Annotated in this window: 25 protein-coding genes; 11 read left to right on the forward strand and 14 right to left on the reverse strand. The window is 56.1% G+C overall.

The window, feature by feature from the left end:
• Positions 1-285 precede the first annotated feature (285 nt).
• Complete coding sequence (locus VGU25_03645) at positions 286-1,650, reverse strand: sigma-54 dependent transcriptional regulator (GenBank protein HEV2576284.1); 1,365 nt, start codon at positions 1,648-1,650, stop codon at positions 286-288.
• 171 nt (positions 1,651-1,821) lie between these two features.
• Here VGU25_03645 and VGU25_03650 point away from each other — a divergent pair, with 171 nt between their 5' ends.
• Positions 1,822-2,526: a Crp/Fnr family transcriptional regulator gene (locus VGU25_03650; protein HEV2576285.1), complete on the forward strand. Its 705-nt coding sequence runs from the start codon at positions 1,822-1,824 to the stop codon at positions 2,524-2,526.
• A gap of 53 nt (positions 2,527-2,579) precedes the next feature.
• Here VGU25_03650 and VGU25_03655 read toward each other — a convergent pair whose 3' ends face one another.
• Both VGU25_03655 and VGU25_03660 read right to left on the reverse strand, forming a co-directional pair.
• A complete protein-coding gene (locus tag VGU25_03655) occupies positions 2,580-2,930 on the reverse strand; it encodes a response regulator (protein ID HEV2576286.1) in 351 nt (116 codons plus the stop codon).
• A 112-nt stretch (positions 2,931-3,042) separates the two neighbouring features.
• A complete protein-coding gene (locus tag VGU25_03660; protein ID HEV2576287.1) occupies positions 3,043-4,614 on the reverse strand; it encodes a PAS domain S-box protein in 1,572 nt (523 codons plus the stop codon).
• Positions 4,615-4,770: 156 nt separating this feature from the next.
• Between VGU25_03660 and VGU25_03665 the strand changes: the two genes are divergently transcribed.
• Positions 4,771-5,307, forward strand: a complete 537-nt coding sequence (locus VGU25_03665) for a polysaccharide deacetylase family protein (GenBank protein ID HEV2576288.1) — start codon at positions 4,771-4,773, stop codon at positions 5,305-5,307.
• Positions 5,308-5,597: 290 nt separating this feature from the next.
• Here VGU25_03665 and VGU25_03670 read toward each other — a convergent pair whose 3' ends face one another.
• The 3 genes from VGU25_03670 to VGU25_03680 form a co-directional block, all read right to left on the reverse strand.
• A complete protein-coding gene (locus VGU25_03670; GenBank protein HEV2576289.1) occupies positions 5,598-6,524 on the reverse strand; it encodes a universal stress protein in 927 nt (308 codons plus the stop codon).
• A 21-nt stretch (positions 6,525-6,545) separates the two neighbouring features.
• Entirely contained in the window at positions 6,546-7,406 is an 861-nt protein-coding gene (locus VGU25_03675; protein HEV2576290.1) for a universal stress protein, read from the reverse strand.
• A gap of 142 nt (positions 7,407-7,548) precedes the next feature.
• A complete protein-coding gene (locus tag VGU25_03680; protein HEV2576291.1) occupies positions 7,549-8,220 on the reverse strand; it encodes a hypothetical protein in 672 nt (223 codons plus the stop codon).
• A 182-nt stretch (positions 8,221-8,402) separates the two neighbouring features.
• Here VGU25_03680 and VGU25_03685 point away from each other — a divergent pair, with 182 nt between their 5' ends.
• The 3 genes from VGU25_03685 to VGU25_03695 all read left to right on the forward strand — a co-directional run bounded on the left by VGU25_03685 (position 8,403) and on the right by VGU25_03695 (position 10,999).
• Positions 8,403-9,296, forward strand: a complete 894-nt coding sequence (locus tag VGU25_03685) for a universal stress protein (GenBank protein HEV2576292.1) — start codon at positions 8,403-8,405, stop codon at positions 9,294-9,296.
• 131 nt (positions 9,297-9,427) lie between these two features.
• On the forward strand, positions 9,428-10,018 hold the full coding sequence (locus VGU25_03690) for a Crp/Fnr family transcriptional regulator (protein HEV2576293.1): 591 nt from the start codon (positions 9,428-9,430) through the stop codon (positions 10,016-10,018).
• A 75-nt stretch (positions 10,019-10,093) separates the two neighbouring features.
• Positions 10,094-10,999, forward strand: a complete 906-nt coding sequence (locus VGU25_03695; protein ID HEV2576294.1) for a universal stress protein — start codon at positions 10,094-10,096, stop codon at positions 10,997-10,999.
• A 47-nt stretch (positions 11,000-11,046) separates the two neighbouring features.
• On the opposite strand, the gene VGU25_03700 is transcribed toward VGU25_03695, so the two are convergent.
• The 8 genes from VGU25_03700 to VGU25_03735 all read right to left on the reverse strand — a co-directional run bounded on the left by VGU25_03700 (position 11,047) and on the right by VGU25_03735 (position 20,459).
• Positions 11,047-12,537, reverse strand: coding sequence for an efflux transporter outer membrane subunit (locus tag VGU25_03700; protein ID HEV2576295.1), 1,491 nt, complete (start codon positions 12,535-12,537; stop codon positions 11,047-11,049).
• Entirely contained in the window at positions 12,518-13,600 is a 1,083-nt protein-coding gene (locus VGU25_03705; GenBank protein ID HEV2576296.1) for a biotin/lipoyl-binding protein, read from the reverse strand. The genes VGU25_03700 and VGU25_03705 overlap by 20 nt, the downstream gene beginning before the upstream one ends.
• Positions 13,597-14,202, reverse strand: coding sequence for an ABC transporter ATP-binding protein (locus VGU25_03710; protein ID HEV2576297.1), 606 nt, complete (start codon positions 14,200-14,202; stop codon positions 13,597-13,599). The genes VGU25_03705 and VGU25_03710 overlap by 4 nt, the downstream gene beginning before the upstream one ends.
• Positions 14,203-14,294: 92 nt before the next feature.
• Positions 14,295-15,431, reverse strand: a complete 1,137-nt coding sequence (locus tag VGU25_03715; protein HEV2576298.1) for an ABC transporter permease — start codon at positions 15,429-15,431, stop codon at positions 14,295-14,297.
• A gap of 117 nt (positions 15,432-15,548) precedes the next feature.
• Positions 15,549-16,466, reverse strand: coding sequence for a universal stress protein (locus tag VGU25_03720; GenBank protein ID HEV2576299.1), 918 nt, complete (start codon positions 16,464-16,466; stop codon positions 15,549-15,551).
• Positions 16,467-16,581: 115 nt separating this feature from the next.
• Complete coding sequence (gene mgtA, locus VGU25_03725) at positions 16,582-19,098, reverse strand: magnesium-translocating P-type ATPase (protein HEV2576300.1); 2,517 nt, start codon at positions 19,096-19,098, stop codon at positions 16,582-16,584.
• 8 nt (positions 19,099-19,106) lie between these two features.
• The gene (locus tag VGU25_03730; protein ID HEV2576301.1) at positions 19,107-19,607 is read right to left on the reverse strand and encodes an alcohol dehydrogenase catalytic domain-containing protein; all 501 of its coding nucleotides are present in this window, start codon (positions 19,605-19,607) and stop codon (positions 19,107-19,109) included.
• A 465-nt stretch (positions 19,608-20,072) separates the two neighbouring features.
• Positions 20,073-20,459, reverse strand: coding sequence for a response regulator (locus VGU25_03735; GenBank protein ID HEV2576302.1), 387 nt, complete (start codon positions 20,457-20,459; stop codon positions 20,073-20,075).
• A gap of 155 nt (positions 20,460-20,614) precedes the next feature.
• Between VGU25_03735 and VGU25_03740 the strand changes: the two genes are divergently transcribed.
• Genes VGU25_03740 through VGU25_03765 form a run of 6 tightly spaced genes read left to right on the forward strand, consistent with a single transcriptional unit; the run spans position 20,615 to position 26,514 of the window.
• Positions 20,615-21,478 (forward strand): STAS domain-containing protein, encoded by an 864-nt coding sequence (locus tag VGU25_03740; GenBank protein ID HEV2576303.1) that lies wholly within the window; start codon positions 20,615-20,617, stop codon positions 21,476-21,478.
• A 14-nt stretch (positions 21,479-21,492) separates the two neighbouring features.
• Positions 21,493-21,903, forward strand: a complete 411-nt coding sequence (locus tag VGU25_03745) for an STAS domain-containing protein (protein ID HEV2576304.1) — start codon at positions 21,493-21,495, stop codon at positions 21,901-21,903.
• Positions 21,884-22,291: an anti-sigma regulatory factor gene (locus VGU25_03750; protein HEV2576305.1), complete on the forward strand. Its 408-nt coding sequence runs from the start codon at positions 21,884-21,886 to the stop codon at positions 22,289-22,291. Before VGU25_03745 ends, VGU25_03750 begins: the two co-directional genes overlap by 20 nt.
• A complete protein-coding gene (locus VGU25_03755) occupies positions 22,279-23,259 on the forward strand; it encodes an ATP-binding SpoIIE family protein phosphatase (protein ID HEV2576306.1) in 981 nt (326 codons plus the stop codon). The genes VGU25_03750 and VGU25_03755 overlap by 13 nt, the downstream gene beginning before the upstream one ends.
• Positions 23,252-25,033, forward strand: coding sequence for an ATP-binding protein (locus VGU25_03760; protein ID HEV2576307.1), 1,782 nt, complete (start codon positions 23,252-23,254; stop codon positions 25,031-25,033). The genes VGU25_03755 and VGU25_03760 overlap by 8 nt, the downstream gene beginning before the upstream one ends.
• Complete coding sequence (locus tag VGU25_03765; GenBank protein ID HEV2576308.1) at positions 25,030-26,514, forward strand: ATP-binding protein; 1,485 nt, start codon at positions 25,030-25,032, stop codon at positions 26,512-26,514. Before VGU25_03760 ends, VGU25_03765 begins: the two co-directional genes overlap by 4 nt.
• The last annotated feature ends 316 nt before the right edge of the window (positions 26,515-26,830 follow it).

Below are 26,830 nucleotides of genomic sequence, written 5' to 3' on the forward strand. Positions count from 1 at the left end.
GCATTCATGATCCGTCACTGCATCCGTCAGGATTGCCGGAACACGTTCGAAGACCTGAACGAAGGACAGATCTATTCACCAGAGAGGCGTCCTGTGGGGAGTACGGAGTTCTTCTGGCTATGTGACGATTGCCAACGGAACTTTGCGGTGGCCGTATCACCCGACGGCGAAGGGGAGGTCGCACCGCGAGGCTCAGGGGTTCGGTGGCTGCCTCCGAATCCTCTGGCTGATCTCCGCCCATTTCCGGCAGATCTCAGCAGGCACAGCACGGCATAACCGACCGAGCTACTCGAGGAAGCCGAACTTTTTCATTTTGTATCGCAGCGCGTCGCGCCCGATTCCGAGAGAACGCGCCGCTTCCGACTGATTACCACGTGCCGCCTTTAGCGCCTCGTCTAAAAGACGCTTCTCCTGTGCTGCCAAAGGGAAAGTGGCGTCCTCGGTGAGTTCGCTGGGTCCAGACGATCGAGTCAGAAGCTCGGGAAGATCCGTGACATCCAGTTGCGTATTGGCGGTCAGGATGCAGGCCCTTCCGATGACGTGTTCCAACTCGCGCACATTTCCGGGCCAGGAGTGCCGCTCGAGCACGAGCAGCGCCTTCGGAGTAAGGCCGGAGATGGATTTGCCGTATTGCTCAGAGAATTGCTTCGTGAAGTGTTTCGCGAGCAAGGGGATGTCCTCCCTCCGTTCCGCAAGCGACGGGACGGTCAGTTCCACCATGGACAGCCGGTAGAAAAGATCCTCACGGAAGGCGCCTGTCGCGATTGCGGAACGCAGATTCCGGTGCGTCGCCGCGATTACTCGCACGTCCACACGGCGGGGCGTAAGCGAGCCGACTGGTAGAACTTCCTGGTTCTGAATCACACGCAACAACTTCGCCTGTGCGGACGGGGGCATGTCGCCCACCTCGTCTAAAAATAGCGTTCCACCGCTTGCCAGCTCGATAAGCCCCATCTTGTCCCGATCGGCACCGGTGAAAGCACCACGTACATGGCCGAACATCTCGCTTTCAAAGAGCGTCTCGGTCACTGCCGAGCAGTTCACGACCACGAGTTTGCCTTTGACCCCGCTCTGGTTGTGAATCGCCCGCGCAACGAGGTCCTTTCCCGTTCCGGTGGGGCCATGGACCAGCACGGAGCGGTAGTGGGGAGCAATGCGCTCGATCTGAGCGAACAGGTTCCACATGAGCCCGCTCCGGGCGATCATGCCCTCGAATGCGAAATCCTCCGGATGCGCTGCGTTATTCAGCCGCCGTTGCGAGGACGCTATCAAGGTCGCGATCCGTTCCCGAAGAAGAGGAATCTTAACTGGCTTCTGCAAATAGTCGGCGGCGCCATTGCGGATGGCTTCGACCGCGGTCTCAGTGGTGTAATGCGCGGTCATCAGGATTACATCGATCGTTGGATCGAAGCGGACGATCTCCTGGAGGACCTCGATGCCGCTCATAGTCGGCATCATGAGGTCCGTGAGGACCAGTCGCGGGCGAATGCGCTTCACGAGAGCAATACCCGCAACGGGGTCTGGTGCCGTATGGATGACCAGATGTTCACGGCGCAACGCAGCCGAGATCAGCTCAAGGCTGCCCGAATGGTCATCAATCACGACGATATGGACCGGGTCCGACATCGAGTCCTGGAACGATGTCTGCATGGTATCAGCGGTGTGATGGGTACCGCCGAGCTGCGTTATTTCGCGCACTGATGCGCGAGGCCGCGCAGCCTGTCCGGGTCATCACATGACGAAGTGTCTGAAATCACAAGGTCTTGTGTTTGGCGCCCCGATTGCTGTTTGAGACTGTAAGCGCAATGGAGGAGTCCTAAAATGATCGCCTGCCTCATCCCGAACTGCAATGGCTGCCCGATTCGTCAAGCGCATGCTTTCTGCAACCTGCCCGAAGAGGCGCAGGAGTTTCTGGAAGCGAACTCGATTTCGATGGAATATCCTCGCGGCGCGGTGTTCTTCCGAGAGGGAGATCGTTCCACTGCGATCTATACGCTATGCTCTGGCCGGGTGAAGGTGTCGACCAGTTCACGGGAAGGGCGTGTGATGATTCTTCGCCTAGCCGGCGCTGGTTCTGTTCTGGGGATGAGCGCCGCATTTTCCGAAGAGCCGTACGAAACGACAGTAGAGGCTCTAGAGCCTTGCCATGTACGCGTGCTTCGCACATCTGCGCTGACGGTCCTGCTGCGTGACTATTCTCAGGTTGCCGTGGCGATGGCGCGAATCCTTGCAGGCGAGTACAAAGCTGCATTTGAGGAAGCGCGGCGCATCGCGTTGCCTGCCAGCCCCGCGGGTCGTATCGCCTGCCTGCTGCTGGATTGGCTTGCCTCTGAGAAAGGGGCACGTAAGGCCGACACCATCACGATGACTCTTACGCATGATGAACTTGCTTCAATGACGGCAACGACACGGGAAACTGTCACACGCACCCTCAGCCGCTTCAAGAAGGACGGCGTGATCAAGACGCACGGTGTGGCATTTACAGTGCTACAACCGGCGGTCCTGCACGAACTCGCTGCTTGCTGAGAAACCGAGCGGTCCGATCGTCGAGCTCTGGTGCGAAAAGAATTCGAAACTTGCTAGAGAAGCCTCGAAATGCAATTGCGCAGTCCCGCCGGCGGAATGGGCTTCGATAAGAAGGCCGAAAATCCGGACTCCTTGATTCGCGCAGGGTCGGTTTGGGTAACACCGGCACTTAGCGCAAGAATTGGCGTTTGCGTAAAGGCCGGCTGTTTGCGCAACTCCGCGGCGACGGAGTAACCGTCGAGCCGTGGCATGTTCAGATCGAGGATGAAAAGGTCGGGCGTAAATTCCAGAGCTAATGCAAGTGCTTGTTCACCGTCCTGCGCCTCGATCACATCACAACCGCTACGCTCCAGGATGAACCGGAGAAGATCACGGCTGCTTTGCGAGTCGTCCGCAATGAGCACGTGCTTTCGCGTTCCGTTTGTAACATGTGTCAAGTCTCCCAAGAGCGACCCCCAACCATTCTGATGACTTTACCGGCAGTTCAGTTGGAACCGCCGTGATGGGGGTCACCCTTTAGGCCCTGGGAAGTTCGAAATGAAATTTACTGCCCGCCCCGAGTGTGGATTCAACCGAGATCGATCCACCCTGTATCTCCACAAGCTGTTTGCAAATCGCGAGCCCCAGCCCGGTACCTCCCGTTTTGCTGCTTACCTGATAAAACCGGTCAAAAATCTGCGCCTGCTCTTCCTGAGACATGCCAATTCCTGTGTCAGTAACAGTAACCCGGACTGCAGTTCCATTACCTTCGGCACCAACAGTCACACTGCCGCCAACGGCGGTGAACTTTACAGCATTGCTCAGCAGGTTATAGAGGATCTGCCGCAGTCGGACGGAATCTGCAATGACCCGAAGATCACCCGGATCATCTGCACGCACTTCTACCGGTTTTGCATCGGCATGCGGTTTGATTCCGCTGACGGCCTCTAGAATCGCCTCACGCACGGACAGACTCTCCGTGTGGAGCCTCAGTCCTCCACTTTCAATCCGGCTAAGATCGAGCACGTCATTGATGAGGCCGAGAAGGTGCTCCGAATCCCGATGGATATGTCGAACAAACGCTCTTTGTGTCTCGTTCAGCGTGCCTTCCAGCTCTTCGCCTAACAGGTCCGTGAAACCGAGGATCGTATGCAATGGAGTGCGAAGCTCATGACTGACGCTGGCCAGGAATTCATTCTTCAAATGGTTCAGCCGTTCTGCCTCTCTCTGGCGATCCTTAAGTTCAGCCATGTAGCTTTCCTGCAAACTTCGAACCTGTTCCTCCACTCGCCTGCGCTCGGTCACATCGCGGATCACGGCTGTGACGCGAACACCTGCTTCGCTTGTAACAGGGCTCAGGCTAACCTCGACAGGGAACTCGCTGCCGTCTTTTCGGCGCGCACGGAGATCGAGGCCGATACCCATGGGCCGCGCAACATTTGCTTTCACAAAGTTTGCACGATACTCGGCATGGCGCGCCCGATAGGCGTCTGGCACGAGAACATCGACACTTCGGCCAATTAATTCGTCATGGCTGTATCCAAAAAGCCTTTCGGCTGCGCGATTGCTCACGATAATCATGCCCGCACCATCGACCTGAACGATCCCGTCCGGAGCGTCTTCAATCAGCTGGCGAAAACGCTGGTTTGCGAGGCTTGCTGCGCGCGCCTCCGCTTCTTGTTCGGTGAGCAATCGAACTCGATTGCTGCTCGCGAGTATGGACTGCTCCATGGCCACACGGCTCGTGATGTCTCGCGCGATCTTCGCGATGCCGATCAGCTTTCCGCTCGAATCAAGGATTGGAGACATGCTGAGAGACACCAGAACCTTTGTGCCATTTTTGTGCCTCCGGACGGTCTCGATGTGGTCGACACGCTCGCCACGGACGACGCGCCGGAGGAGGTCCTCGTCTCCCTGTTCATTCCCGGGCCAGATGAGCGATGAAATTGATCTTCCCGCTGCTTCTTCAGCCGTATAGCCGAAGATTCGCTCCGCTCCCCGATTCCAACTCGTTACCACCCCTTCGAGCGACTCGCCGATGATCGCGTCATCGGAGGACTCGACGATCGCCGCAAGCCAACGCTCGGCGCCTGAAGTCTCCGTACCCATACGTGCCTTTCAGAGGAAACTCTCGAATTCCGCCTTCGCCGGTGCATTCGCAAGTGTGAGAGTGATGAATGGCGGATAGAGAGTTGGTGACCGGCATCACATTGCCCACTGCAGTGGATCACAGTACGCAAATTCCAACAAACACACAATCACGTTATGCGCTGGCGCGTTTACCTGAGTGGATTTGATCTTATCGTGATTCTTTGCATCTGCGGTTTGGTGGCTCGAGCACAGAAGGGCATTCCAATCCTGACGTATCACCGCTTCGATTCCAAAACGCCCGCGTCAAGCACCGTGACGACCGCAGCATTTCTGTCTCAGCTCGACACATTGGAGACTAATGGATATACCGTCGTTCCACTCGAAACGGTAACGGACATTCTTCTGGGAAGCGCGCAGGCACCTGTAGACCCTATAGCAGCAATCACCGTGGATGACGGTCATTCCTCGGTATATACGGTCCTTTTCCCAATCATCAAGCAGCGGCGAATTCCTATCACTCTCTTCATCTATCCGTCGGCGATCTCGAATGCCTCTTATGCTCTTACGTGGGATCAGATCCGGGAAATGCTTGCGTCTGGACTGGTGGACGTCCAATCCCACACCTATTGGCATCCCGATTTCCGCAAAGAAAAGGTCCGCCGAAGTACCGGAGACTATGCGGCGTTCGTGGACACGCAGCTCTCGCGTTGAAAGGTGAAATTGGAGCAGGAACTTGGGATCCGAGTCGATCTCCTGGCCTGGCCATACGGGATCGTTGATGACGAGCTCGAGACTGCCGCATCGCGGAACGGATATCGTGCAGCGTTTGCGTACGATGGGGAAGTCGCGAGGACCGGGCAGGACGCGTTCGCTATCCATCGAATTCCGGTTGATGATTCTGCTCGCGGTGCGGCATTTATGGCAGTGCTGCGCGGGAATACCTCGGTTAGAAAGGACCACGCGAGGATAGCTCGTGAGTAGGCTTTCTATTCGTTTCGCGATTATCGAGAGTTGGTGGCTTCTACAATTCGCGTCAATGCCGAATGCATAGGATTGAGGATCCGGTCATGGAAAGTCAGGACCGGGCATCGCGATTGTGCGATGACTTGATACGTGTGGCTGTTCTGCTTAGACCACCAAGGGAAGTCATGGCGGATTCCCATCACGATGCAGTCGACATCCTCTGAGGCTGAGAAGTGCAGAATGCTTTGAACCGGGTCACCATATTCCATACGCGTTCGGACGTGCAGATCGGGCGGCCAGATGAAGTCCTCGACCTCATGGCGCGTCGTTGTTTCAAGTACCTCTGCGTAGTGCCCTGTGGCATTCGAGGGTGGCATTACGTGGAGAAACGTTAGCTCTGCGCCATACGCGTGCGCTATTTCGGCGGCGAAGCACATTCCCTCAAGGTAAAAACCTGAGGGTACGACAGGGTGGAGAATCCTAGCCTGGTGGCCGTGTCTCGGCCCTTGGTCCGGATTTGGCGGGATCACGAATACAGGCACTGTCGCTGTAAGCAGCAGAGCATTTGCTACGGTTCCGATCATGTTTTGGCCGCAAGGTCCATGCCCGTGGGTCCCTATGATCAGACGCCCGGCATGTACCCTGGTGATCTCCTCTCCCACCACTTCAGCGGGCAGCCCTTTCCTTACTATCGATGAGCATCGCACACCCTCAGCTTCAAGACCGATCTTCATTTGGTCCAGACGCTCGCGGGCATACATCTCTTCTTCCCGAGTCTGCTCCGGCGAATCAATCGGCGAACTCCGGATGACATGCACCAGAGTTACGTCCGCTTTGCACATCTTCGCCTGAACCGAGACATGCGGCAGCAACTCCTGCATCTCCGTCAAATCTGAAGCGACGACGATCTGGCGAGGAGAGATGAAATGAGCGGGAAGGGACTGGTCATTCCACGGAAACGGCATGAAGCACCTCGGGCGACTGCGTCACTGCAACCTTCGCCGAACTACGAGAACAGGGCAGCGCGCCTCCCGAATCACATGAGCGAGTGTTGACCACGGAGCGTGATCGGACAGCATCGCCCCCTCGCGGATACCCATCACGAGTAGGCTCGGGCAAACAGACTGGGCAACCTGGGTGATCATCTGACCAGCCTTGCCGTGCTCGATGCGCAATTCTCCGGACGAATAGATCGCGAGATCGGATGGCAGCAGGCTTCTTAGGCTTCGCAGTATTTCCTCTTCGGCCAATACAGGCCGCCGCTCATCTGGCATGCTTTTGGGCTCAACCACATGAAGCAACGTGAGCTTTCCGTGGAATCGCTCGGCGAGCCCGGAGGCATACTGGGCGGCCCGGAGTCCAGTCCGCTCCAGATCAGTAGCCAGCAGGATCGAGCGGAAGGGATGGTGGACCGCGGTGCAATGCGGGCCGACAATCAGCGTGGGACACGGGATGCGCTGCAGGATTGACTGGGCGATCGATCCTAATGCCAGGCGCTCCATGCCAGCGGGGCCATGAGAGCCGGCAACGACGAGGTCCACCTTTTCGTCCTTGACGATCTGCTCGATCAAGTCAGCTGGATAGCAGTAGGTAACGATCTCCCGATGTTTGATGGTTGTCAGATCACCGCAGTTATCGACGAGTTCCGTCATCATTCCCTTTGCGATATCCAGCGCGACCTCGAAGGTCTCGATGGGAACGGGTTCAACGCCGGTTCCGTAGACCTGGGGCGTCGCGCCGTTGACAAGGATCAACTCTGAGCCGAAGGCTTTTGCGATTGTCACCGCAGCTTCCAATGTGCGCGGGGTTTGTTGAGAGAAATCGATCGCCACCAGGAGCTTCGCCACATGAACGTCGCTCGTTTCGAGCTGGGGTATTGTCTGTAGATTCGCTGTTCCAGTCGCTGTCATGGACTTCTCCTTATTGATCAGAAGGTCAGCCTATGTCGGGTCGGCGGCCGGTTCTGTGATGGGCGTCACGCCGCAGAGATCACCGACGCCCGTAGGTGTGCTCCTCATCCGGCACAAACAACTTTCGAGGCATAGGAACCTCGTTATGCGGCATGGAAGACGACGTTAACCGCGCCTCACGATCCGCATACAGCATCCTCGCCGCAGTAAGGCACTGAGCGATTCCGAACGCTAGCAAGTAAATGTACACAGCCCACGAAAGAGCGCGCGGAGTGAGGATCTCGGCCCACCTGATGCGGATGAACCCGTACACCACCGCGAACACAAATGCGATGACGGCTGCGGCATAGTTCCAATGGCTAAGACTGCGGTTAGCCGTATGTCTCGCAACGACTGTTTCGCCGACTCCCGCCATGAGTGCCTGGAGGGCAGCGAGGCTTAAGAACCACTCCAAGCGAACCTGGTTGTAAACCACTGAGAGCAGCAGTAGACCGATAATCACGCCCATAAGACCCTGCAGGCGAAGCGCCGTCCTTATCTTCTGTCGTTCGACCATGAAGCTTGAAACAAAAATCAGGACGCTATCGAACACTCCGTATCCAGCCAAGCCGGCTATGGCGACGACTATCGCAATCGGCAGCAGAAGAATGGTTTTCGCCATATCCGGAATGATGAGGATCGCGCTGCCGGCGAGCAGTGCCACCAACCCCCGCGCCAGTACGGTGATCCAGAAGTGCACATCTCGCTTCATACAGCCTCCTTCTTGTGCGCTGATTAAGGATTTCAGGAGGTCGTGATGGCGCGCGGTGATAGGTGACGTTCAGACTTGTGATCACCGTCACTCCAAACCGTGATAGCCCTTACCGCGCTATGTCTTCTGGCCCCCTAGGCTGAGCGTAACCATGCAAGACCAGGGTAGTAAGGAGGTACGAGATGGCGGTAATAGGAGATGCAGTCGGCCTAACACTCGATCAGATTGTTGTTGCCACGGATTTCACGCCAGTATCAGAGATGGCTGTCAGTTACGCCGCCGGATTCGCGAAATGGTTCGATTCGAAGCTGACCGTTGCTCACGTGGTGGACCTTTCGGCTGCAACTCAAATGGATGCAGGTCTACTGGGGATTTCGATTGACACGATGCGGCGGCACAGCGCTGAGAAGGTCGAGAATTTGCTGAACGATCTGTCACTGGACGGAGTCCATGCTCTGGGAAGGACGCTCGAGGCTCACAATCCTGCTGCCAAGGTCGTCTGTTTGGCGAACGAGATCCGCGCAAGTCTGCTGGTCATCGGAACGCATTCCAGAACCGGCCTGAACAGGATGATTCTTGGTTCTTTCGCCGAAGGCGTGATTCATCACGCGAACTGCCCGGTTCTCACCATTGGTCCAAAAGTGAAGGTGCCGCCGATGGAGGACCTTCCATTTCGCACGATCGTGTTTGCAACTGACCTGGAGGATGATTCCGTACAGAAAGCCGGCGTGGCTCTCGCATTCGCGCAGGACAGTCTGGCCAGAATTTACATGTGCCATGTGATTAGCCATGCACCTAGAGATCTCACCAATTCGCTTAAACTTCAGTTCACCGCTGAAAAACGGCTTTCGAAGTTGATTCCGGCTGCAGCTTATGAGTGGTGCAGCCCCGAATGCATCCTGGAGTACGGCAATCCGGCGGAACATATCCTGCACCTTGCTGAGCAGAAGAGGGCAGATTTAATTGTGCTGGGGGCTCGGCGAAACACGAGCTGGTTTACTCATCTCACGCAGGGCACTGTGGCTCACGTCCTCTCAGAGGCAGCCTGCCCGCTCATGACAATCTGTGGAGAGTGAGGTGGGCGACGATGCCGGTCCGGACCTCCCAATTTGCGCTCAAGTGCAGCGAATACGACTGCGGTTCGCTAAGAATGTTCTGCAGCGCCCCATCGGATGTCGTTCAGGATCTGAATTCGATTGGCATGCAAATGCGCCTTCCGAAGGGAACCGTGCTATTCCAACAAGGTGACCCGGGGAGCAGCATTCTGATTCTCTACGAAGGCCAGGTTAAGCTTCAATGCACTTCGCGTGAAGGAAAGCAATCCATTCTGAAGATCGCCATGCCCGGTGATGTGCTGGGGCTTGGAACGGTCATCTCCGGCACCCGCTATGAGGTGACCGCCGAGGTCCTTGAACCAGCAACCGTGAAGAGTATTCGGAAGGAGGAGTTCCTTTCATTTCTAAAGCGCCACAACGAGCTAAGCATTCCCGCAGCCCGTGTCCTTTCGGAGGAGCATAAATCGGCATTCTTCGACGAGCGTCAAACGGTGACCTACCCTTCGGCCGCCAGCCGACTGGCCTGCATACTTCTCGACCTCAGCCGCAAGGCACCAGGCGAACGCGGCCGGCGCTGCTTCACAATGGCATTGACTCATGAGGAGCTCGCTAACTTGGCTGGAACCTCCCGCGAGACAATCACTCGCATGCTCGGCCGATTCCGGCGGGAGGGATGGCTTCGCGTCGAGGGATCGTCGATGACAATCCTGGATCCAGAATGCCTCATACAACTCGTGTCCTAACCTCGCGTGATCGCTGTCACTGCTTGCGAGGGCGCTCGTTGCTAGGCTCCTGCGTGATAGATGAGGTCAGCAACTATGAACCAGACAATCGAAGCGACAAAAAGTGAACTGCCGGTCGGATTACCGAAGTTCGAAAAGGTACTGCTCTGCACAGACTTTTCGCCAGCCTCAAAAGCTGCTGCCGATGCAGCTATGCAGTTATGCAGGGGAAGAGAGACGCATTTGACCGTGATGCACGTCTCGGAGTATGGGCCGATGCCGGCCATCACTGATGAAGCGCTGGATTATGTTTTGGGGCTTGTAGAAGAAGAACGTCGCAAACTGAAGAGTGTGACGGACGAGTTTGTGAAAAGTGGGATTCATGCTGAATCCGTCATGGATGAGGGAAGCGCGGCGGGGATAATTGTCGAGCACATCGGGCGGTGCCATATTGATCTGGCCATTCTCGGTACGAGTGGAGCAAATGGGTTAGATCGACTCTTATTTGGATCAACGGCAGAGTCGATCTTCCGCCGTGCCGCGTGCCCCATCCTCACCGTCGGGCCGAAGCTGGGATCTGTTGCGATGAACACTGTAGGAAGGCCAGTCATCTTCGCTACCGACTTCAATGACAGCTCTCTCGACGCACTGCGGCATGCTGCATCCCTTGCAGAGATTATCGGGTCACCCCTTCACGTCGTTCATGTGCTGCCGGCGACCGCCAATCAAGGGACGGATTTGGTTCCCGCGATCGTAGGAGATGCCCTTCGTCTTGTGGCAACGCGAATCCCGCCTGACGGCTCAGTTCCGCAATGCCAAATCTTGCGAGGCAGCGATGTCTCTCACGCTGTGGTGGAATACGCGAATGCGCAAAATGCTGCCTTCATCGTGCTTGGCATCCGCAGGAAATCGGCTATCGCTGCTCATCTACCTCCGCATCGTACCTTCCGTATCATTTTGACGGCACCATGCCCGGTCCTCACCGTGGCGTATGAGATATAGCCGCTAACCATGGAGCGCATCCCAGTCGATACAGGGCGCGATGAGTGCTATTTGGTCTTGGCCACCATCGCGCCTGTTGGTAGCTGTTGCACCTTCCAGCCGCCTCCCAAAGCCTGGATCAACTGGACGGCTGCCGTCATCTGCTGAGCCCGAATCTGCACCGCCGTCTCTTGATAGTTGAGGAGCGTTTGCTGGGCTTGGATGACATTAAGGTAAGGATCGAGCCCGGCTCTGTATCGGACGGTTGCCTCATCAAACGCTCGTTGTGCCGCAGCTATAGCCTGATTCTGCTGTTCCAACTCTCCGGCCAGTACATGCGAAGCTACCAGGCTATCTTCCACCTGCTGGAAAGCTGTCAACGTGGTTTGTCTGTAAGAGGCGATCGCAGCGTCATATTGAGAGCGATATTGCTGAACCGTCGCCCTCCTCAACCCAGCATCAAAGATGGTTTCCGTAATTGCTGGTCCAAGTGCCCAGATGCGACTGGGCCATGTAAACCAGTCGGATGCGCTGAGTCCGGTAAATCCTGCGGTTCCGGAGAGGGTGACATTTGGGAAGTAGGCGCTCTTCGCGACTCCGACTTGTGCATTCGCTTGGGCCAGCGTACGCTCGGCTGCCGCGATGTCGGGACGTCGTTCAAGGAGTTCCGATGGAACTCCCACCGGCACGGCCGGCGGGATCAACTCGGCGACAGCCGGAGAGAGGCTGAAATCGGCCGGTGCCTTTCCCAGCAATACGGCGACGGCATGTTCATACTGTGCCCGCGCTATGCGCACGCTCTCCCGTTGCACCTGAACGGAACGAAGCTGTGCCTCGGCAGCTGAAACTGCCTCGTCGGTTGTCAACCCGGAACGATAGAGAGTCTGGGTCAGATCCAACGTCTGCCGATCGGACGCTACCGTGTCGTCGAGCAATTTTGCCAGTAAGTCCTGCGTCCGGACGAAGTAGTAATCCATCGCTAACTGCGCCTGGACGGTAAGACGAACATTTGCGAGGGTTGCGGCATCGGCCTGGGCGGCGAACACCGCCGAATGCACTGAGTTCCGCACACGCCCCCACAGATCGGGTTCCCAGGATGCCTCCACTGGAAGTGAATATTCTGCGTACGTCGTTCCAGAAGTAAGATTCGCAGCCGGAAACACAGAGCTCCTGGAGTATCCGATAGAAGCGCCAGCAGTAAGAGAAGGAAAATACTGCGAGCGGACCTCGCGAACAATCGCACGTGCCGTCGCATAGTTTGCTGCTGCTGCCGCTATGTTCTGGTTCGAGATAACAACTTCTGTCTCAAGCGTATTCAATTCCTGATCGGTGAAACTTTCCCACCACCGGCCACGCGTCAAAGCATCGGCGGGATTGGCCGCCCCCCAACGGACACCACCTACCATTTCACCTGGCGAGAGCTCCTTATATGCTGCCGGTGCTTGAACCGTCGGAGGTACGTATTTTGGCCCAACGGTGCAGCCCAGGAGCAGCGTTCCCAACAGAAGACCGAAGGGAATTCCGATCACGAGCCGTGTTTTAGTTCCCAAGGTAGACATCGACCAACTCTCCGGGGTAGAGGTTCACTCTCTGCGGCTTCGCAAAGCTGAAGATCACCGGCAATACTCGAACGTCGACGCGTTCCTGCCGCTGGTCAGAGAGTTCAATCTTCGGTGAAACAAATGGCTGAATCCGTTCGAACCGGAGCGGAATTTTTGTGTCAGTTCCACGAATTGTCATCTGTGCCTTGATGTTTTCGGGCGCGGGCAGGCGCGATAGAAGAATCTCGTCGATATAGCAGCGAACATGAAGGCGATTCTGCTGCGGGCCGAGCACCAGCACCGGTAGGGATGCTTCCGTGTAGATGTCATAGGCTCCCTGCGGAGAGATGTAGCTGCCAGGAGCCGTGTTCAGCGTAAGCACTGTCGCATCGGTGGGAGCATGTAGCGTGTATTTCGCGAGCAGCGCACTCGATGACAGTGCCGACCTGTGCAGCGCCTCGTATTGCCTTTCCTGATTGCGGATGTCATAGCTCCAGGCGCCCGCCTTGGTGAGCTCGTACTGACGTTGTGCAACGTTCAAATTCGCCTTTGCCACCAACTCAGCGTTGATGGCAGCGTCAAGAGCATCTTTGCTTACGGCACGAAGGTCCTCTTTATACGCAGACTGCTGCTTCGCGAGCTCATCGCTTGTGGTCTTCAGAGATGCTTTAGCGGCTTCCACCTGCGCGACGGCAATCTCCAGGTTTTCTTTCCGTGGTTGTGCGTGTAGCTCCTCGAGCAACGCATGAGCGGCCTGCGCCTGTGATTCCTGCTGCTCGGTTGTGGCTCGTTGCACAGAGTCGTCGATTAGAAGCAGCGGCTGACCAGCATGGACCTTCTGCCCCTCATTCACAAAGATCTTGCTTACTGTTCCTGGAACCTCCGGGTAGACGCTTATATTCGATCCGCTCGTTTGTTCACTTTCCACGATCCCTTCGGCGTAAATGCCTGCGGCATAAGGGTTCGAGGCCGGATTGAATAGTGGCGGTTGTGCCGGCTTTTGAATCGCGAAGACAACAGCTGCAGCGCACCCCAGAAGAATGCCAATCCCCGAAAGAATGAATAGGAGTTTGTCTTTCATTCCTTGCTCCCCGCTCCGCTCAGGAGTTTGCCATCTTCCATGGTCAAGATTCGGGTCGCGAATTCGTTGATACGGGCATCATGAGTCACCACAACAATGCAGCGGTTTCCATTGAGAATGTTCGTTTTCACAAAGGTGAGAATTGACCGGCCGGTATCGCCATCCAACGATGCGGTCGGTTCATCCATGATCAGAATGTCGGGCTGGCTGATCATGGCTCGCGCAATGGCCACGCGTTGTTGTTCGCCTCCACTCAGCTTCACCGGTGGGAGTTGCGCCCGGCTCTTGAGCCCGACCACGTCAAGATATTTCTCCGCCTCTCGGAGAGCCTGATCCCATGGAATGCGTCTCAGAATGAGCGGAATTGCAACGTTTTCGGCGGTCGTAAGGCGAGGAAATAAGTGGTAGTCCTGGAAAACGAACCCGATTCGATTGAGGCGAAAGTCTGCGAGCTTGTCATTGGGCAAAGACCAGATGTCCTGGCCTTCCATCGTCACGGTTCCTTCGTTCGGCCGCAGGATTCCCGACAACATGCTTAGCAGCGTTGTCTTTCCGCTGCCAGAGGGCCCGACAATGTACACGATTTCGCCGAGGTAGGTCACAAGATCGACCGCTCTAACCGCATTGGTGCGAGCGTCGCCCTCACCAAACCATTTGGTGAGACCGATCGCCTGTATCGCAACCTGTGACATGGTTATCCCCGGAATATCTCGAAGGGTTCAATCCGGAGCACCTTGCGGACTCCGATGTAGCCAGAGATGGCTGCGATGATTAGCACCATTGAAAGTCCGAGAGCAAGATTTAGAAATGTGATCATCGATGCGTAATCGGGAATACGAAGCCGAGCCATGGCGATCACACACGTGCACAAGCCAATGCCGAGTCCGTATCCGATCAGCCCTGTAAATCCCGCCTGAAAAACGATCATGTTTACGAGATCGCGGTTTTTTGCACCGATCGCCTTCAAAGCCCCAAATTTGTCCAGGTTTTCGAGGATGAACGTGTAAAAGGTCTGACCTGAAATCGAAAGACCCACGATGAAGCTGATAGCGGTCATCAGCATGATGTTGAGTCCGAGCGCCGTTTGATATGTGTAGAAGTCCGAAATGCGGCGGATAAACTGGTCCTTTGTCAATGCCAGGTATCCGAGCGCTCGTACCTGTTTTTGGATTTGGACGACATCGGCCTGGGACTTGGGCCTCACGAGAATGTACGAAATCGTATACCGCGGGTTGGGAATGTACTGGATAGCACGCTCATACGTTGTATAGAGCGTGGGTGTTCCAAAGAGACCACTTGTGGTGACTTTCGCGATGCCAATGATCACACCACGGTGATCGTTCAACTCAAACTCCGTTCCGATCTTCGGATTGTTGAGTTTGGCGAACTCTGAGTCGTGGAGAACGATGAACGCGTTCTCGGCATAGATGCTTTCAATTTTCCCCGTTTCCATTTGCGGCCGGCCGTACAGGCTCGTGTCATCAAGCCCGATAACATTGACCGACTGGTAGGTGCCATTTACCAGCCTTACGAGCGCGCCGCCAGAGAACAAGGGGACTGCATAATCGACGCCGTTGATGCTACGTACTGCGTCCAGCGTGTAGTCGGGGATCCCGATGGTGTTTGCGACTGTGTTGACGCTCGGATCCATGATCCAGATCGGCGCCCCGATGTTGATCACAGTAGATGAGGCCCGGTTCAATACGCCGGCGAACATGGAAGTCATTGCGATCATCAGAAAAACCGCAAACGTGATGCCTATCAGCAGACCATTGAACTTTGCCCGATCGTTCACCAGCAGCTTGAATGCTAGTTTTAGAATTCCTGACATTCACTGCCTCCCGGTCATCTGGGATCATCGCAGTAATGCCAACGCGTCGCCGGGTCATTCGTCACGGAATATGGTGATGCGGATCACAAGCTTTCGCGAAGATCCCGCGATCGCCTGTTAGGCGGCCCCGGGCACTGTGAGAATTGGGCACTTCGCCGCGCGAATAATCGCGCTCAATGGTCCCATCTGTGATGGATCAGTTGCAGGATGCACGATTCCAAAGCACAGCAGGTCAGCCGAAGCTGCTTTAGCCTGTTCCAATATGTGATCCTGCTGAGATCCGAATCGCAGAGTCCAACTGGACCCGATCCCTTGGCGCCTGAAGTTGTCCGCAATCTTCTCCTCCCGCATCTCTAATTCGCGCAGCCTGGCGCCATCGATGACACGTGTTGCGTAAGGCTCGATATGGACGACGTGGATATGCATTGCAAATTTCCTGGCTAGATCGCGAGCGAGCTCCTGGGCTCGTCCCTGACTGGTTGGCAGGGTGGATGCATACACAATCTCGGACAGTCTTATCCCGTGTGCCGAAGCTTGCGCAACCGATGGGCCGACGATAAGGACTGGGCAACTGACAGATCGCAGGAGATACTCGGCAGTCGATCCGAGCGTGATGCGGTCAGCCGCGTGATACCCATAAGCGCCCATTAACAGGAGGTCGGGCTTGCGTTCGGATATTAATTGGACCAAAAGATCCGTAGGGGATCCACTCTGGATGAGATATGAAGCCTTGATCCCTTGCGACTGCAATTGGGTCGACAGCTGATCCAACTCGTGACGCTCTGCCAGTATCTCGACCTTCGCCTTAGCAACGCCCTCGTCCATCATCTCGCTGAGCGTTCCCGGGGTTTCAATGTGAGCGAGCACGATCTCAGAGTGAAAAGTCCTGGCAATCTCAATTGCGTAACGTAAAGCTGTTTCGGACGCGGTCGAGAAATCGTAGGCAACGACGAGCTTCTGAAGCACTGCCTGTTTTGCAGCTTCTGGAAATACCGTAGCGGGTGGATTTTGCTTCTGTAAGGGTGCGGGTTCCATAAGCTCCCCTCCTGTTGAGGTGAACTTTAGTATTCATTTGAACGCGTTCGTTCAGATGTGATGACTGTCACAACTGCGCGGGCCGGTGCACTAAGTCTCCGAATCGCAGAGCGACTTAGTGCACCGGTGAGGCTAGAACAGGAGTCGCGAGGTGGGGGACGAGGTCGCGGACTGGGAAAAGCTTCCGCTTCGCGAACTCCACAAACAGCAGATAGGCCCCGGTGGCTAGTCCGAGGAAGATGAAATATCGCGCATGCAGACCGACAAAGCCTAATCGCTGTGCGAAGCGGGAATAGGGAAGCCATAGGCCAGCTATTACGGCAACCGCGACGGTGATCAGCAACCCGTTGGACGGCCTGCTACGCAGCGGCGACCGCATCGTTCGAATGATCAACAGGACCAATGTCTGCGTAGCTAACGATTCAACGAACCAACCTGTATGAAACTCGACCTCGCCTGCATGAAAGACACGAAGCATGACGTAGAAGGTCAGAAAATCGAATAGAGAACTGATTGGGCCGACGAGAACCATGAAGCGCCGTATGGTTCGAATGTCCCAGTGTTGTGGCTTCTGGATGTACTCCGGATCGACGTTGTCAGTGGGAATTGTGAGCTGAGAGAGGTCATAGAGGAAATTATTCAGAAGAATTTGAGTTGGAAGCATCGGAAGGAAGGGAAGTACGACTGATGCCGCGGCCATGCTCAATACGTTGCCGAAGTTAGAGCTGGTCCCCATTAGCAAATACTTCATGACGTTCCCGAAGGCCCTACGACCCTCCACGATGCCATCGTGCAAAACATTGAGACCGGGCTTCAGCATCACCACGTCTGAAGCGTCTTGTGCAATGTCTACAGCATGCGGTGCGGCGATCCCGATATCGGCGGCATGCATCGCAGGTGAGTCATTGATGCCATCCCCGATAAAACCGACCACATGACCTGAGTGTCGCAATGCGTTCAGGACACGCACCTTTTGTGCAGGAGAAAGACGAGCGAATATGTTCGCCTCGTTTACGAGGTGCACCAGTGCCGGCTCGCTGATGTTTTCCAGATCATCGCCTAGAACTACACCAGAGATGGGCATTCCCGCATCCTGGCAGATGTATTTGGTTACGAGATCGCTGTCACCCGAAAGGATCTTGATCTCGATTCCATCTTCCTTCAAGTGCTGTATGGTCTCGGCAGCGTCTGGCAGAATCGGATCGGAAAATGAGAGATAACCCAGAAACGTCAGATTGTTCTCATCCGCAACAGTGTAAATGCCGCGAGGATCGAGCTGACGCTCGGCAACTGCAAGTACGCGAAAGCCATTGGCACTCTCTCGTTTGTAAAGATCCGTAAGGAAATTCTTCTGCTCCGCCGTTATAGGCAGCTCGCGGTCGCCACTCGCAATGGCGGTCACTAAAGGCAGGATTCCCTCCGGCGACCCCTTGCATATCAGGATGCTCTTGCCGTCTCGCTCCACTACAACCGAGAGGCGGCGGCGTTGGAAGTCGAAAGGAATCTCATCCAGCTTCCTAGGCATAGAGAGACCACTCATTGGAGTGGCTAAGATAGCCGTATCCAATGGGCTGCGAATTCCGGTCTCTTGTTGACTGTTGATTTGTGCGGCCGCGAGGGCCCGCGGCGAGGTTTTCCCATCCGGTCCGAGGGTCCCATGCAATTCCAGAGCGCCCGATGTGAGTGTGCCCGTTTTATCGCAGCATAGAATATCGATGCTGCCGAGGTTCTGGATTGCGGGAAGTCGTTTCACAATGACCTGTTTCCGCGCCATTGCCAGTGCCCCGCGTGAGAGGGTGACAGAGGTAATCATCGGGAGAAACTCGGGTGTGAGTCCCACGGCGAGAGAGACCGCGAACAGCAACGAATCAAAGGCTGGTCGATGCAGAGCCAAGCTAATTAGCAACACAAAGAGCACGAGTCCGAAAACGAACCTTGTGATTAGGTAGCCGAATCGGCGTAAACCGATATCGAATGCGGTCTCCGGCGCTCGCTCCGATAGCTGCGCCGCGATGTCACCGAACGCAGTTCGGGAACCGGTCGCGATCACCTCAGCAATGGCGGTGCCACTCACGACAGACGTGCCCACGAAAATCATGTTCGGTGCGTTCGGCAATTGCGACGCAGGAGTATCCGATGCCGTCTTCTCCGTAGGCGCCGATTCCCCCGTGAGCATCGCCTGTTGTACGAACAGATCGCGAGCTTCAAAGAGCCGCGCGTCTGCCGGAATCAAATCGCCGGCGGATAATCGGATGATGTCACCAGGAACAAGGACACGCCTGGGGAGCTCTTGCCAAGTGCCATCGCGTTGCACGGAGGCCGTGGCCGCGACCTTGGCCCGAAGGTGCTCGATGATCTTGCGCGATCTGTAGGACTGTACGAAATCGATCGTGGCTCCAAGGAGCACGAGGGCGGCGATCAAAGTGGCGTCAAAGGTTTCGCCAATTAGACGGGAAATGGCTGCCGCGATCAGCAGGATAATCGCGAGCGGATTCGTGAAAAGAACCAGGAAATCCAGCCACGGCTGCCTGCCGTGCTTCCTGGGCAATTCGTTCGGGCCAAATTCTTCGATCCTTGCGGTAGCTTCCTGAGAACTCAACCCTGGGAACGAAATGTTAGCTGTCGTTGCCATGGGACATCTCATGCTTGAGGTAGAAGGACGGCCGTGTGATTCAATTGGTCCGCCTCCTGAGCACGTAAGGCTGCATTGACCTGATCCAGTCGATAGGTATCTACCTCAGGTCGAAGATGGAGGGCAGCCGCGATCTTCAGGAGCTCGTATTCGGCGTATGCATCGTGATGCGTGTACACCGGCGGATCGCACAGATTTTCTCTATCTGCGCGGCAGAAGCGCCATGTTCCGTCTGTCCCCACAACCCAGGACACGCCGACGCGCATGCCTGCAGATAAGCGCTTCTGGGGCGATTGGACGACCTCTGCCACGATTTCATGGCCGGGAATGATGCACGGACCTTTTGGTGGCAGATGTCCTTCAATGATTTGGAGGTCCGTGCGGCAGATGCCACACGCTAGCACTTTCAGCAATGCAAAGCCCGGTTCAACAATGGGCGTGGGAATGTCTCGAATCGAGAGTGGGTTCGCGTCTGCTGCACCTAGTTTTGTCAGCACCGCTGCCTTCATCGTCCACCCCGGGTGCGACTTCGAATCGTGCCAAAGCCAGATTGTTCCTCCACTTCGGCAGACGGCAGTGATCAAGGTCACAAGCTTTCGTGACCGAAAATGCAGCACCAGTGCGCATTTGTTCCTACGCTCTCCCTAGATCCGCAGGATCGGAGGAGCAAACGCTCTTGCGCAAACCTGCCAGTCCAGTTCATCTTGAACGTGCTGACGCAATTGCAGATCGCTGCTCATCATTTCATTTCTCAGTTATGTCCAATGCTATTGGCACTCGCCCGAGTGAAAACCGGGACGTCTTCTGGCTGCTCGCAGGTGCCAGATAGCGCATCACGTCCTTGAGGTCCGATGGCGGGGGTCTTCAGCCCAAGTTGCGCAGGTCAAGTAGGGGAATCTTTCTCGCCATGGCTAATTAGTTCAAGGACGCCCTGGATGAAGCCCTTGACGCTGTTGGTCCTCGGAAGCGTAGCGTCACGATTCATCGGCCTGCAGAAACGCTCCTCGCAGTACCGAAACCAGATGTTCAACTCTGATTGGGTAGCTCAGGAAAGAAACTGCGCCGAGATCCATGGCGTGAGTTCTGGCCGATTGAGTGTCATGCGTCGCTGAATGGAAGATGACAGGGACCGACTTGGTCTGTGGATCGCTTTTCAACTTCTGACAAACATCAAAGCCGGTCATATCCGGCAGATTAATGTCCAACAGGACTGCATCCGGGCGACGCGAAGCGGCCATTTTCAGCGCCTCCGAGCCGGTTGTGGCCTGCATGACCTCGAAACCAGACCCCTCGAGATGTTTCCCGAGCGCGTATTGATGAGTTTGATTGTCATCGACGACCAGGATGATTCGATGATCCAAGGCTCCCTTTCCCTCCGTATCTGTAAGGATCGATCTTAATGTAAGTGAGCCGGTTCGTCGCTATGGACCGAGTTCGCACGCAAACATAACATCTGAACGCCGAGCTATCGCTATACTGGGTGTTCCGTTAGAACCATATACCAGAAGAGGTCCGTGTGAGCACATCGAAAATTCCCGAAATTCTTCGCCAGCATGAAGGAACCCTCCTGGACGACTGGACGCGAGAGCAGGGTCAGATCAAGGATTCGAGCAATCGCCTATCCGATGCAGAGGTGAGGTCACAATCCAGACGCTTCCTTCAACTGGTGCAGGAGGCAGCCACAAGGGGCAACGTGGTCGACGTCGAGGGGGATAATTACAGAGAGGTACGTAAATTCCTCGAAGAGATATCTTCGAGCCGTGCGGCTCTGGGGTTCAGCCCGAAGGACACAGCGCTTTTTATTTTCTCGTTCAAGCAGCCTCTATTCGCACAGATTCGCACCTCCCTGCCGAAGGCGGAGGAACAGGTTGCCGAGATATGGAATGCGACGCTGCTGCTCGACAGGCTGGGTCTGTTTACGACAGAGATGTATCAGAAGTCCCGCGAAGCCGTCATTCTCCGCCAGCAGGAGGAGATGCTGGAGCTCTCGACGCCTGTTGTGAAACTGTGGGATGGGGTTCTGGCGCTGCCCATTATCGGCACGCTGGACTCAAGCCGCACGCAGACGATCATGGAGAATCTTCTGGCGAGAATCGTTGAGACGGGATCGGAGCTCGCAATTATCGACATTACCGGCGTTCCCACGGTGGACACGCTCACGGCACAACATCTTTTGAAGACGGTCACGGCGGCGCGTCTGATGGGAGCGGAGTGCATTATCAGCGGTATACGTCCGCAGATTGCTCAGACGATCGTGCACCTCGGCGTTGAGCTGGGGGACATTGTGACGAAGGCAAGTCTTGCCGACGCCTTCCGCGTCGCGATGCAGCGCACAGGTCACACCGTAGTCCGTAGAGCCCTCGTTGCGGGCAAGGCATAATTCAGGAGCGATTCATGGAACATATACCTATTCTGCGGATGGGCGAGTTTCTCCTGATTACTGTGCAGGTAGACATGCACGACCGGCTTGCCATGCAGTTGCAGGACGATCTCACAGAGCAGATTGTGCGCTGCGGTTCACGCGGCGTTCTCATCGACATCTCGGCACTTGAGGTGGTGGATTCCTTCATTGGCCGAATGCTGGGAAATATTGCGTCGATGTCACGTGTGCTTGACGCGCAGACCGTCGTTGTTGGCATGCGTCCGGCAGTCGCGATCACGCTGGTGGAGCTGGGCATGTCTTTGCCAGGAATTCGGACCGCCCTGACGGTTGAACGCGGCATGGAGATTCTGCGCGCCGACGTATCTCGTGCTAATGAGGAGCTCGAAGCGGAGGAGTTAGCAGATGGAAGTTCTGAAATCTGAGACACTCGCCGTTCGAACGTCTGAGGATGTGGTGACGGTTCGCACTTCGGTGCGCAAGTTGGCGGCCGACCTTCGTTTCGGCATCGTCGATCAGACCAAAATCGTTACTGCGGCGAGCGAGATTGCCCGCAACACAATCGATTACGGGCATGGGGGAAACCTTCGCATGGACGTCCTTAATAACGGTCTGAAGAGAGGCCTCCGGCTGATTTTCGCGGATCAGGGGCCTGGAATAAAAGACATCCAGCAGGCCATGACGGATGGATTTACGAGTGGAAGCGGTATGGGGCTGGGGCTCGGCGGTACCCGTCGTCTGATGGATGAATTCGACATTGCATCCAAGCTAAACGAAGGGACAACCGTCACCATCACAAAATGGAGCCGCTAAAGCAAACCACGATCGTTCCTATTCAGGATTCGTCGCAAGTCGCACTCGCACGCCGGACAGCCAATGAGCTTGCGTCTGTGGCGGGTCTGGACGAACAGCGCCGCTCTGCAGTCAACGTTGTCACAGTAGAGCTGGCGAACAACATCCTGCAGCATGCGGGTTCCGGCCAACTGCTTTTTCAATACATCCAGAAGACCGGGGCGTTCGACATCATAGCCGTCGATCATGGCCCCGGGATGGTGGACGTGGAGCGTTGTCTCGAAGACGGCTTTAGTACAAAATCGACTCCGGGATTAGGGCTCGGTGCGGTACAGCGCTTCGCCATACGATATGGGGCGTTTTCAGTGCCGGAGCGCACTACTGTCGTGACCGCGCGTATGGCTGAACGAGCTCCCGAGCCCGACTTTTCCGTGATCTGCACTGCTATTCATGGCGAGACACTCAGCGGAGACGGGTGGGATGTTTCTGCGGATGGGCGCAGCTTCTGCGTTGTCGATGGCTTAGGCCACGGCATGCTGGCCGCAGAGGCTGCAAAGGTGGCTATCGAGATCTTACATAAGCATCCTGGAATCTCACCGGCGGCCTGCCTTGAGAAGATGCACGCGGCAATGAGATCCACTCGCGGAGCTGCAGGAGCTGTGGTACGAGTGAATCCTGAGACTGGTACTCTGGATTTCGCCGGAATCGGCAACATCAGCTGCGTTCTGATGGCGGACGAAAAGAACCAAAGTCTTGTCTCTTATAACGGCACTCTTGGGCATCAGCTTCGCCGTGTCCAGGAGTTTTCTTATCCGTACAAACGCCGTGACCTGCTTTTGATGCACTCAGATGGTCTGACCACGCAAGCGAAGCTAGGCATCCCCTCTTTGCTGCTCTCGCAAGCGCCGAACGTGATTGGGCCCTTTCTCTTTTCCGAGCAGCTTCGAGGTCGCGATGACGCGACCCTCCTGGTGAGCCGCCTTGCATAGAAACAGCTCAAGCCGGTTGCTCTGCGTTACGCTCGCTGTCGAGACGGACTTCCTGCTCGCGCGCCAACGTGCGAAGCAGATCGCCCATATTCTCGGATTCGACGGACAGGACCAGACGCGGATTGCCACGGCAGTTTCCGAAATTGCGCGCAACGCGTTCGAATATGCGGCGGGCGGTACCGTCGAATTCTATTTAGACCGCGACGATCGCCCGTCGTTTCGGATCATCGTCACGGACAAGGGCAGAGGGATCAAGAATCTCGAGGACATCTGGGACGGGACGTTCGTATCTGCATCAGGTATGGGCGTGGGCATAGCCGGCTCTCGGCGGCTGTTGGACGATCTGAAGATCGAGAGCTCTGACACCGGAACAACCGTAGTTATGCTCAAGTATCTTCCACGCGGGCGGCCCGTCCCGGCACAGAAAATAATCGCCGACCACCTTGCGGCACTCGGTCCACAGGATGCAAGTTCCGCTCTGCACGCGCAGAATCACGAGATGATGCGCCTTCTCAACGAGCTACGCGAACGCGAGCGCGAGCTCAGCCAGCTAAATCAGGAGTTGAAGGAGACCAATCGCGGCGTCATGGTTCTGTACGCGGAACTCGAGGACCGCGCGCAGGAGCTGCAGCAAGCCTCAGAGATGAAATCGCGTTTTATCTCGGGAGTGACCCATGAGCTGCGCACGCCGCTCAACTCCATCGTTTCATTGGCCGGACTACTGATTCGGCGAATCGATGGCGAGTTGAGCGCGGAACAAGAGAAGCAGGTGCTCTTCATTCAGCGCTCTGCGCAGAACCTGACGGAGATGGTCAACGATCTTCTCGACCTGGCGAAGATTGAAGCGGGCAAAGTCACGCCACGGCCATCCGAGTTCACGATCGCCGAGTTCTTCGCCGCGTTGCGCGGTATGTTTCGCCCACTCGCCATGAACGAGAATGTCCAGCTCATCATCGAAGACAGTCCCATAGTGTCAACCCGCCTCTACACGGACGAAGGCAAACTGGCGCAGATACTTCGGAACTTCATCTCCAATGCACTCAAGTTCACTGAGCGGGGCACGGTTCATGTAAGAGCGAACCTCACGCGCGATGGCGGTGTTCGCTTCTCGGTGAGGGACACGGGGATCGGCATCGCGCCGGAACACGCAGAACTCGTCTGGCAGGAGTGGGGACAGGTTGAAAGCGATCAGCGGCCCCGCCATAAGGGCAGCGGTCTCGGCCTTCCGCTGTCGCGCCAGCTTGCTGGGCTGTTGGGCGGGAAGACCTGGCTTGAATCCACTCTCGGCGAAGGCTCGACCTTTTATGTTGAGATCCCGACGGCAGTAAAATCATCAACTGTTCGGCCCGAGCCGGTTAAGAGCGAGGCAACGATGCTCATCATCGACGACGATGAGGTCTCGCGGTACATCCTTCGTCGCACACTCGTTACGCTGACCAGTGCGAAGCTCCTCGAGGCATCTTCTCTCGTCGAAGCTCGCCGCTGCCTGGCAACATATCATCCCAGCGTCATCTTCCTGGACATCGTCATGCCAGAGGAGAACGGACTTGCTTTCGCCGAGGAACTGGGAGAGAACGAAGACACCGCTGAACTGCCAATCGTGCTCGTCAGCTCCAAGGTGCTAACGCCCGAGGAAGAGGCGTACATCCAGCGCCGTTCGCTCGTTTACATCAATAAGGATCACGGCGACGCAGAAGATCAACGCGTAGCTTTGGAGCGCGTGCTCCTGAACCTCGGCATGAGCGATCTTCACGAATCGAGGGAGGCGCATTGATACATCACAAGAAGCGGCCGATCCTCTACGTGGACGATACCGTCGAGCAGCGCTACGCCATGCGTCGGATCCTCGAGACGGAGGGTTTTGACGTGCTCGAGGCTGGAACAGGCAAGGAAGCCCTCAAACTAATGGAAAGGGACCCGGCGCTTGCGGTCGTGGACGTCAGACTTCCCGACATCAGCGGATATGAGCTATCGCGGCAGATGAAAGAGATGTCGCCTCATCTCCAGGTGCTGCAGGTATCGGCAAGCTTCAGCGATCCCGAGTTGCGAGTCTCGGGGCTGTCTGGAGGCGCTGACGCTTACCTCGCTCAGCCGGTGTATCCCTCCGAACTTGTCACTTTGATTCGCCGCATGCTGCGCACAGCGGACGCGGAAGAGGCACTTCGTTTTCTCGCAACCATCGGCACGCGCCTGAGCGAATCGCTGTCCATTTCGGATACCGCAACCAACATCTGCGAGGCGATCGTTCCGCGGTTCGCAGACCGATGCCGGATATTCCTGGAGAAGTCTCCCGGACGCGCAGCGTCTTACTTCCCGATAGGGAAACGCGACGATGAGGACCTGATTGCGGCAATGAAGCCGCATTCGGCAATAACAACCGTCTGCATGGCAAATAGTCGGTTGCTTGTGGCACCGCTTTCGAGTGGTACGAGGTCCATCGGTTTGATCGCATTTCAATTGGATCAGGATCGCGAGTACACGGAGTCAGACCTCATCCTGGCCGATGATCTCGCGAACAGAGCAGCCTTGGCTCTGCAGAACTGCATCCTGTTTTCTTCCGAGCAACTGACCCGCTCTGCTCTGGTTCAATCCGAGAAACTCGCGACTGCGGGACGAATGGCCGCTGCCATAGCACACGAGATTAACAACCCGCTCGAAGCTCTCACCAATTTGCTCTACATCGTTGAAAGTTCGAATGGAGCGACCGAATCGATTCGAGAGACGGCCGGTGCTGCTCTCGCAGAGGTGACCCGTATTGCTCACATTACACGGCAGACATTGAGCTTTTATAGGGACATGCGAACGCCGATGACTCTGAACCTCTCCCAGAGTGTCTCGGACACGCTCCAGCTCTACATCAGGCGATTCACAGACAAAAGGATTGCGATCGAGCTCAAACTCGACGAGAAGGTTCAGATCAAAGGCGTAAAGGGAGAGATACGACAGGTTGTCGCGAACCTGTTGACGAATGCAGTTGAGGCGATGGAGCCCGACGGGAACATGCAGCTCGCGGTCTTCGAAGACCAACAGGACGCGGTTCTTTCTGTCTCCGATTCGGGGCCCGGCATAAGCGAGGAGCTGATCGGAAAGATCTTTGAGCCGTTCTTCACAACCAAACAGGGAACGGGAACCGGTCTGGGGCTCTGGATCACGCAGACGATTGTCGAAAAGCATGGGGGCAAGATTCGGGTCTCAACCAAGCGGGGCATCACGGATCATGGAGCGTCGTTTGAGGTCAGGTTCGCGAAGGCGTAGCTCGTGAGTTCATCGGCTGAACGGCTGTAAAAGCGTATGCCACCGATATTTGGCGAGACGTAATCGACGAGTTGACCCGAAGCCTGGGCGAGCGAAGACAAAACTTGCGTCGAGAAAACAAAGAACCCGATCGCTTTTATTCATGTTGGGCGATGGATGCGGGCGCGCAATCGAAGACAGCATAGTGTTGCGGTGCGGAAGATGAGACGCGGCCATATTGCGGGAAAAAATCGGCCTCGTCGAGCCTCGGAAAAGAGGCCGCTCGTGAAATTAGGAACCCGTTTTCCTAAGGCGATAGAGGCGTGTCTGTAAGATG

Source organism: Acidobacteriaceae bacterium (assembly GCA_035944135.1).
In the GTDB taxonomy this organism is placed as follows: domain Bacteria; phylum Acidobacteriota; class Terriglobia; order Terriglobales; family Acidobacteriaceae; genus Granulicella.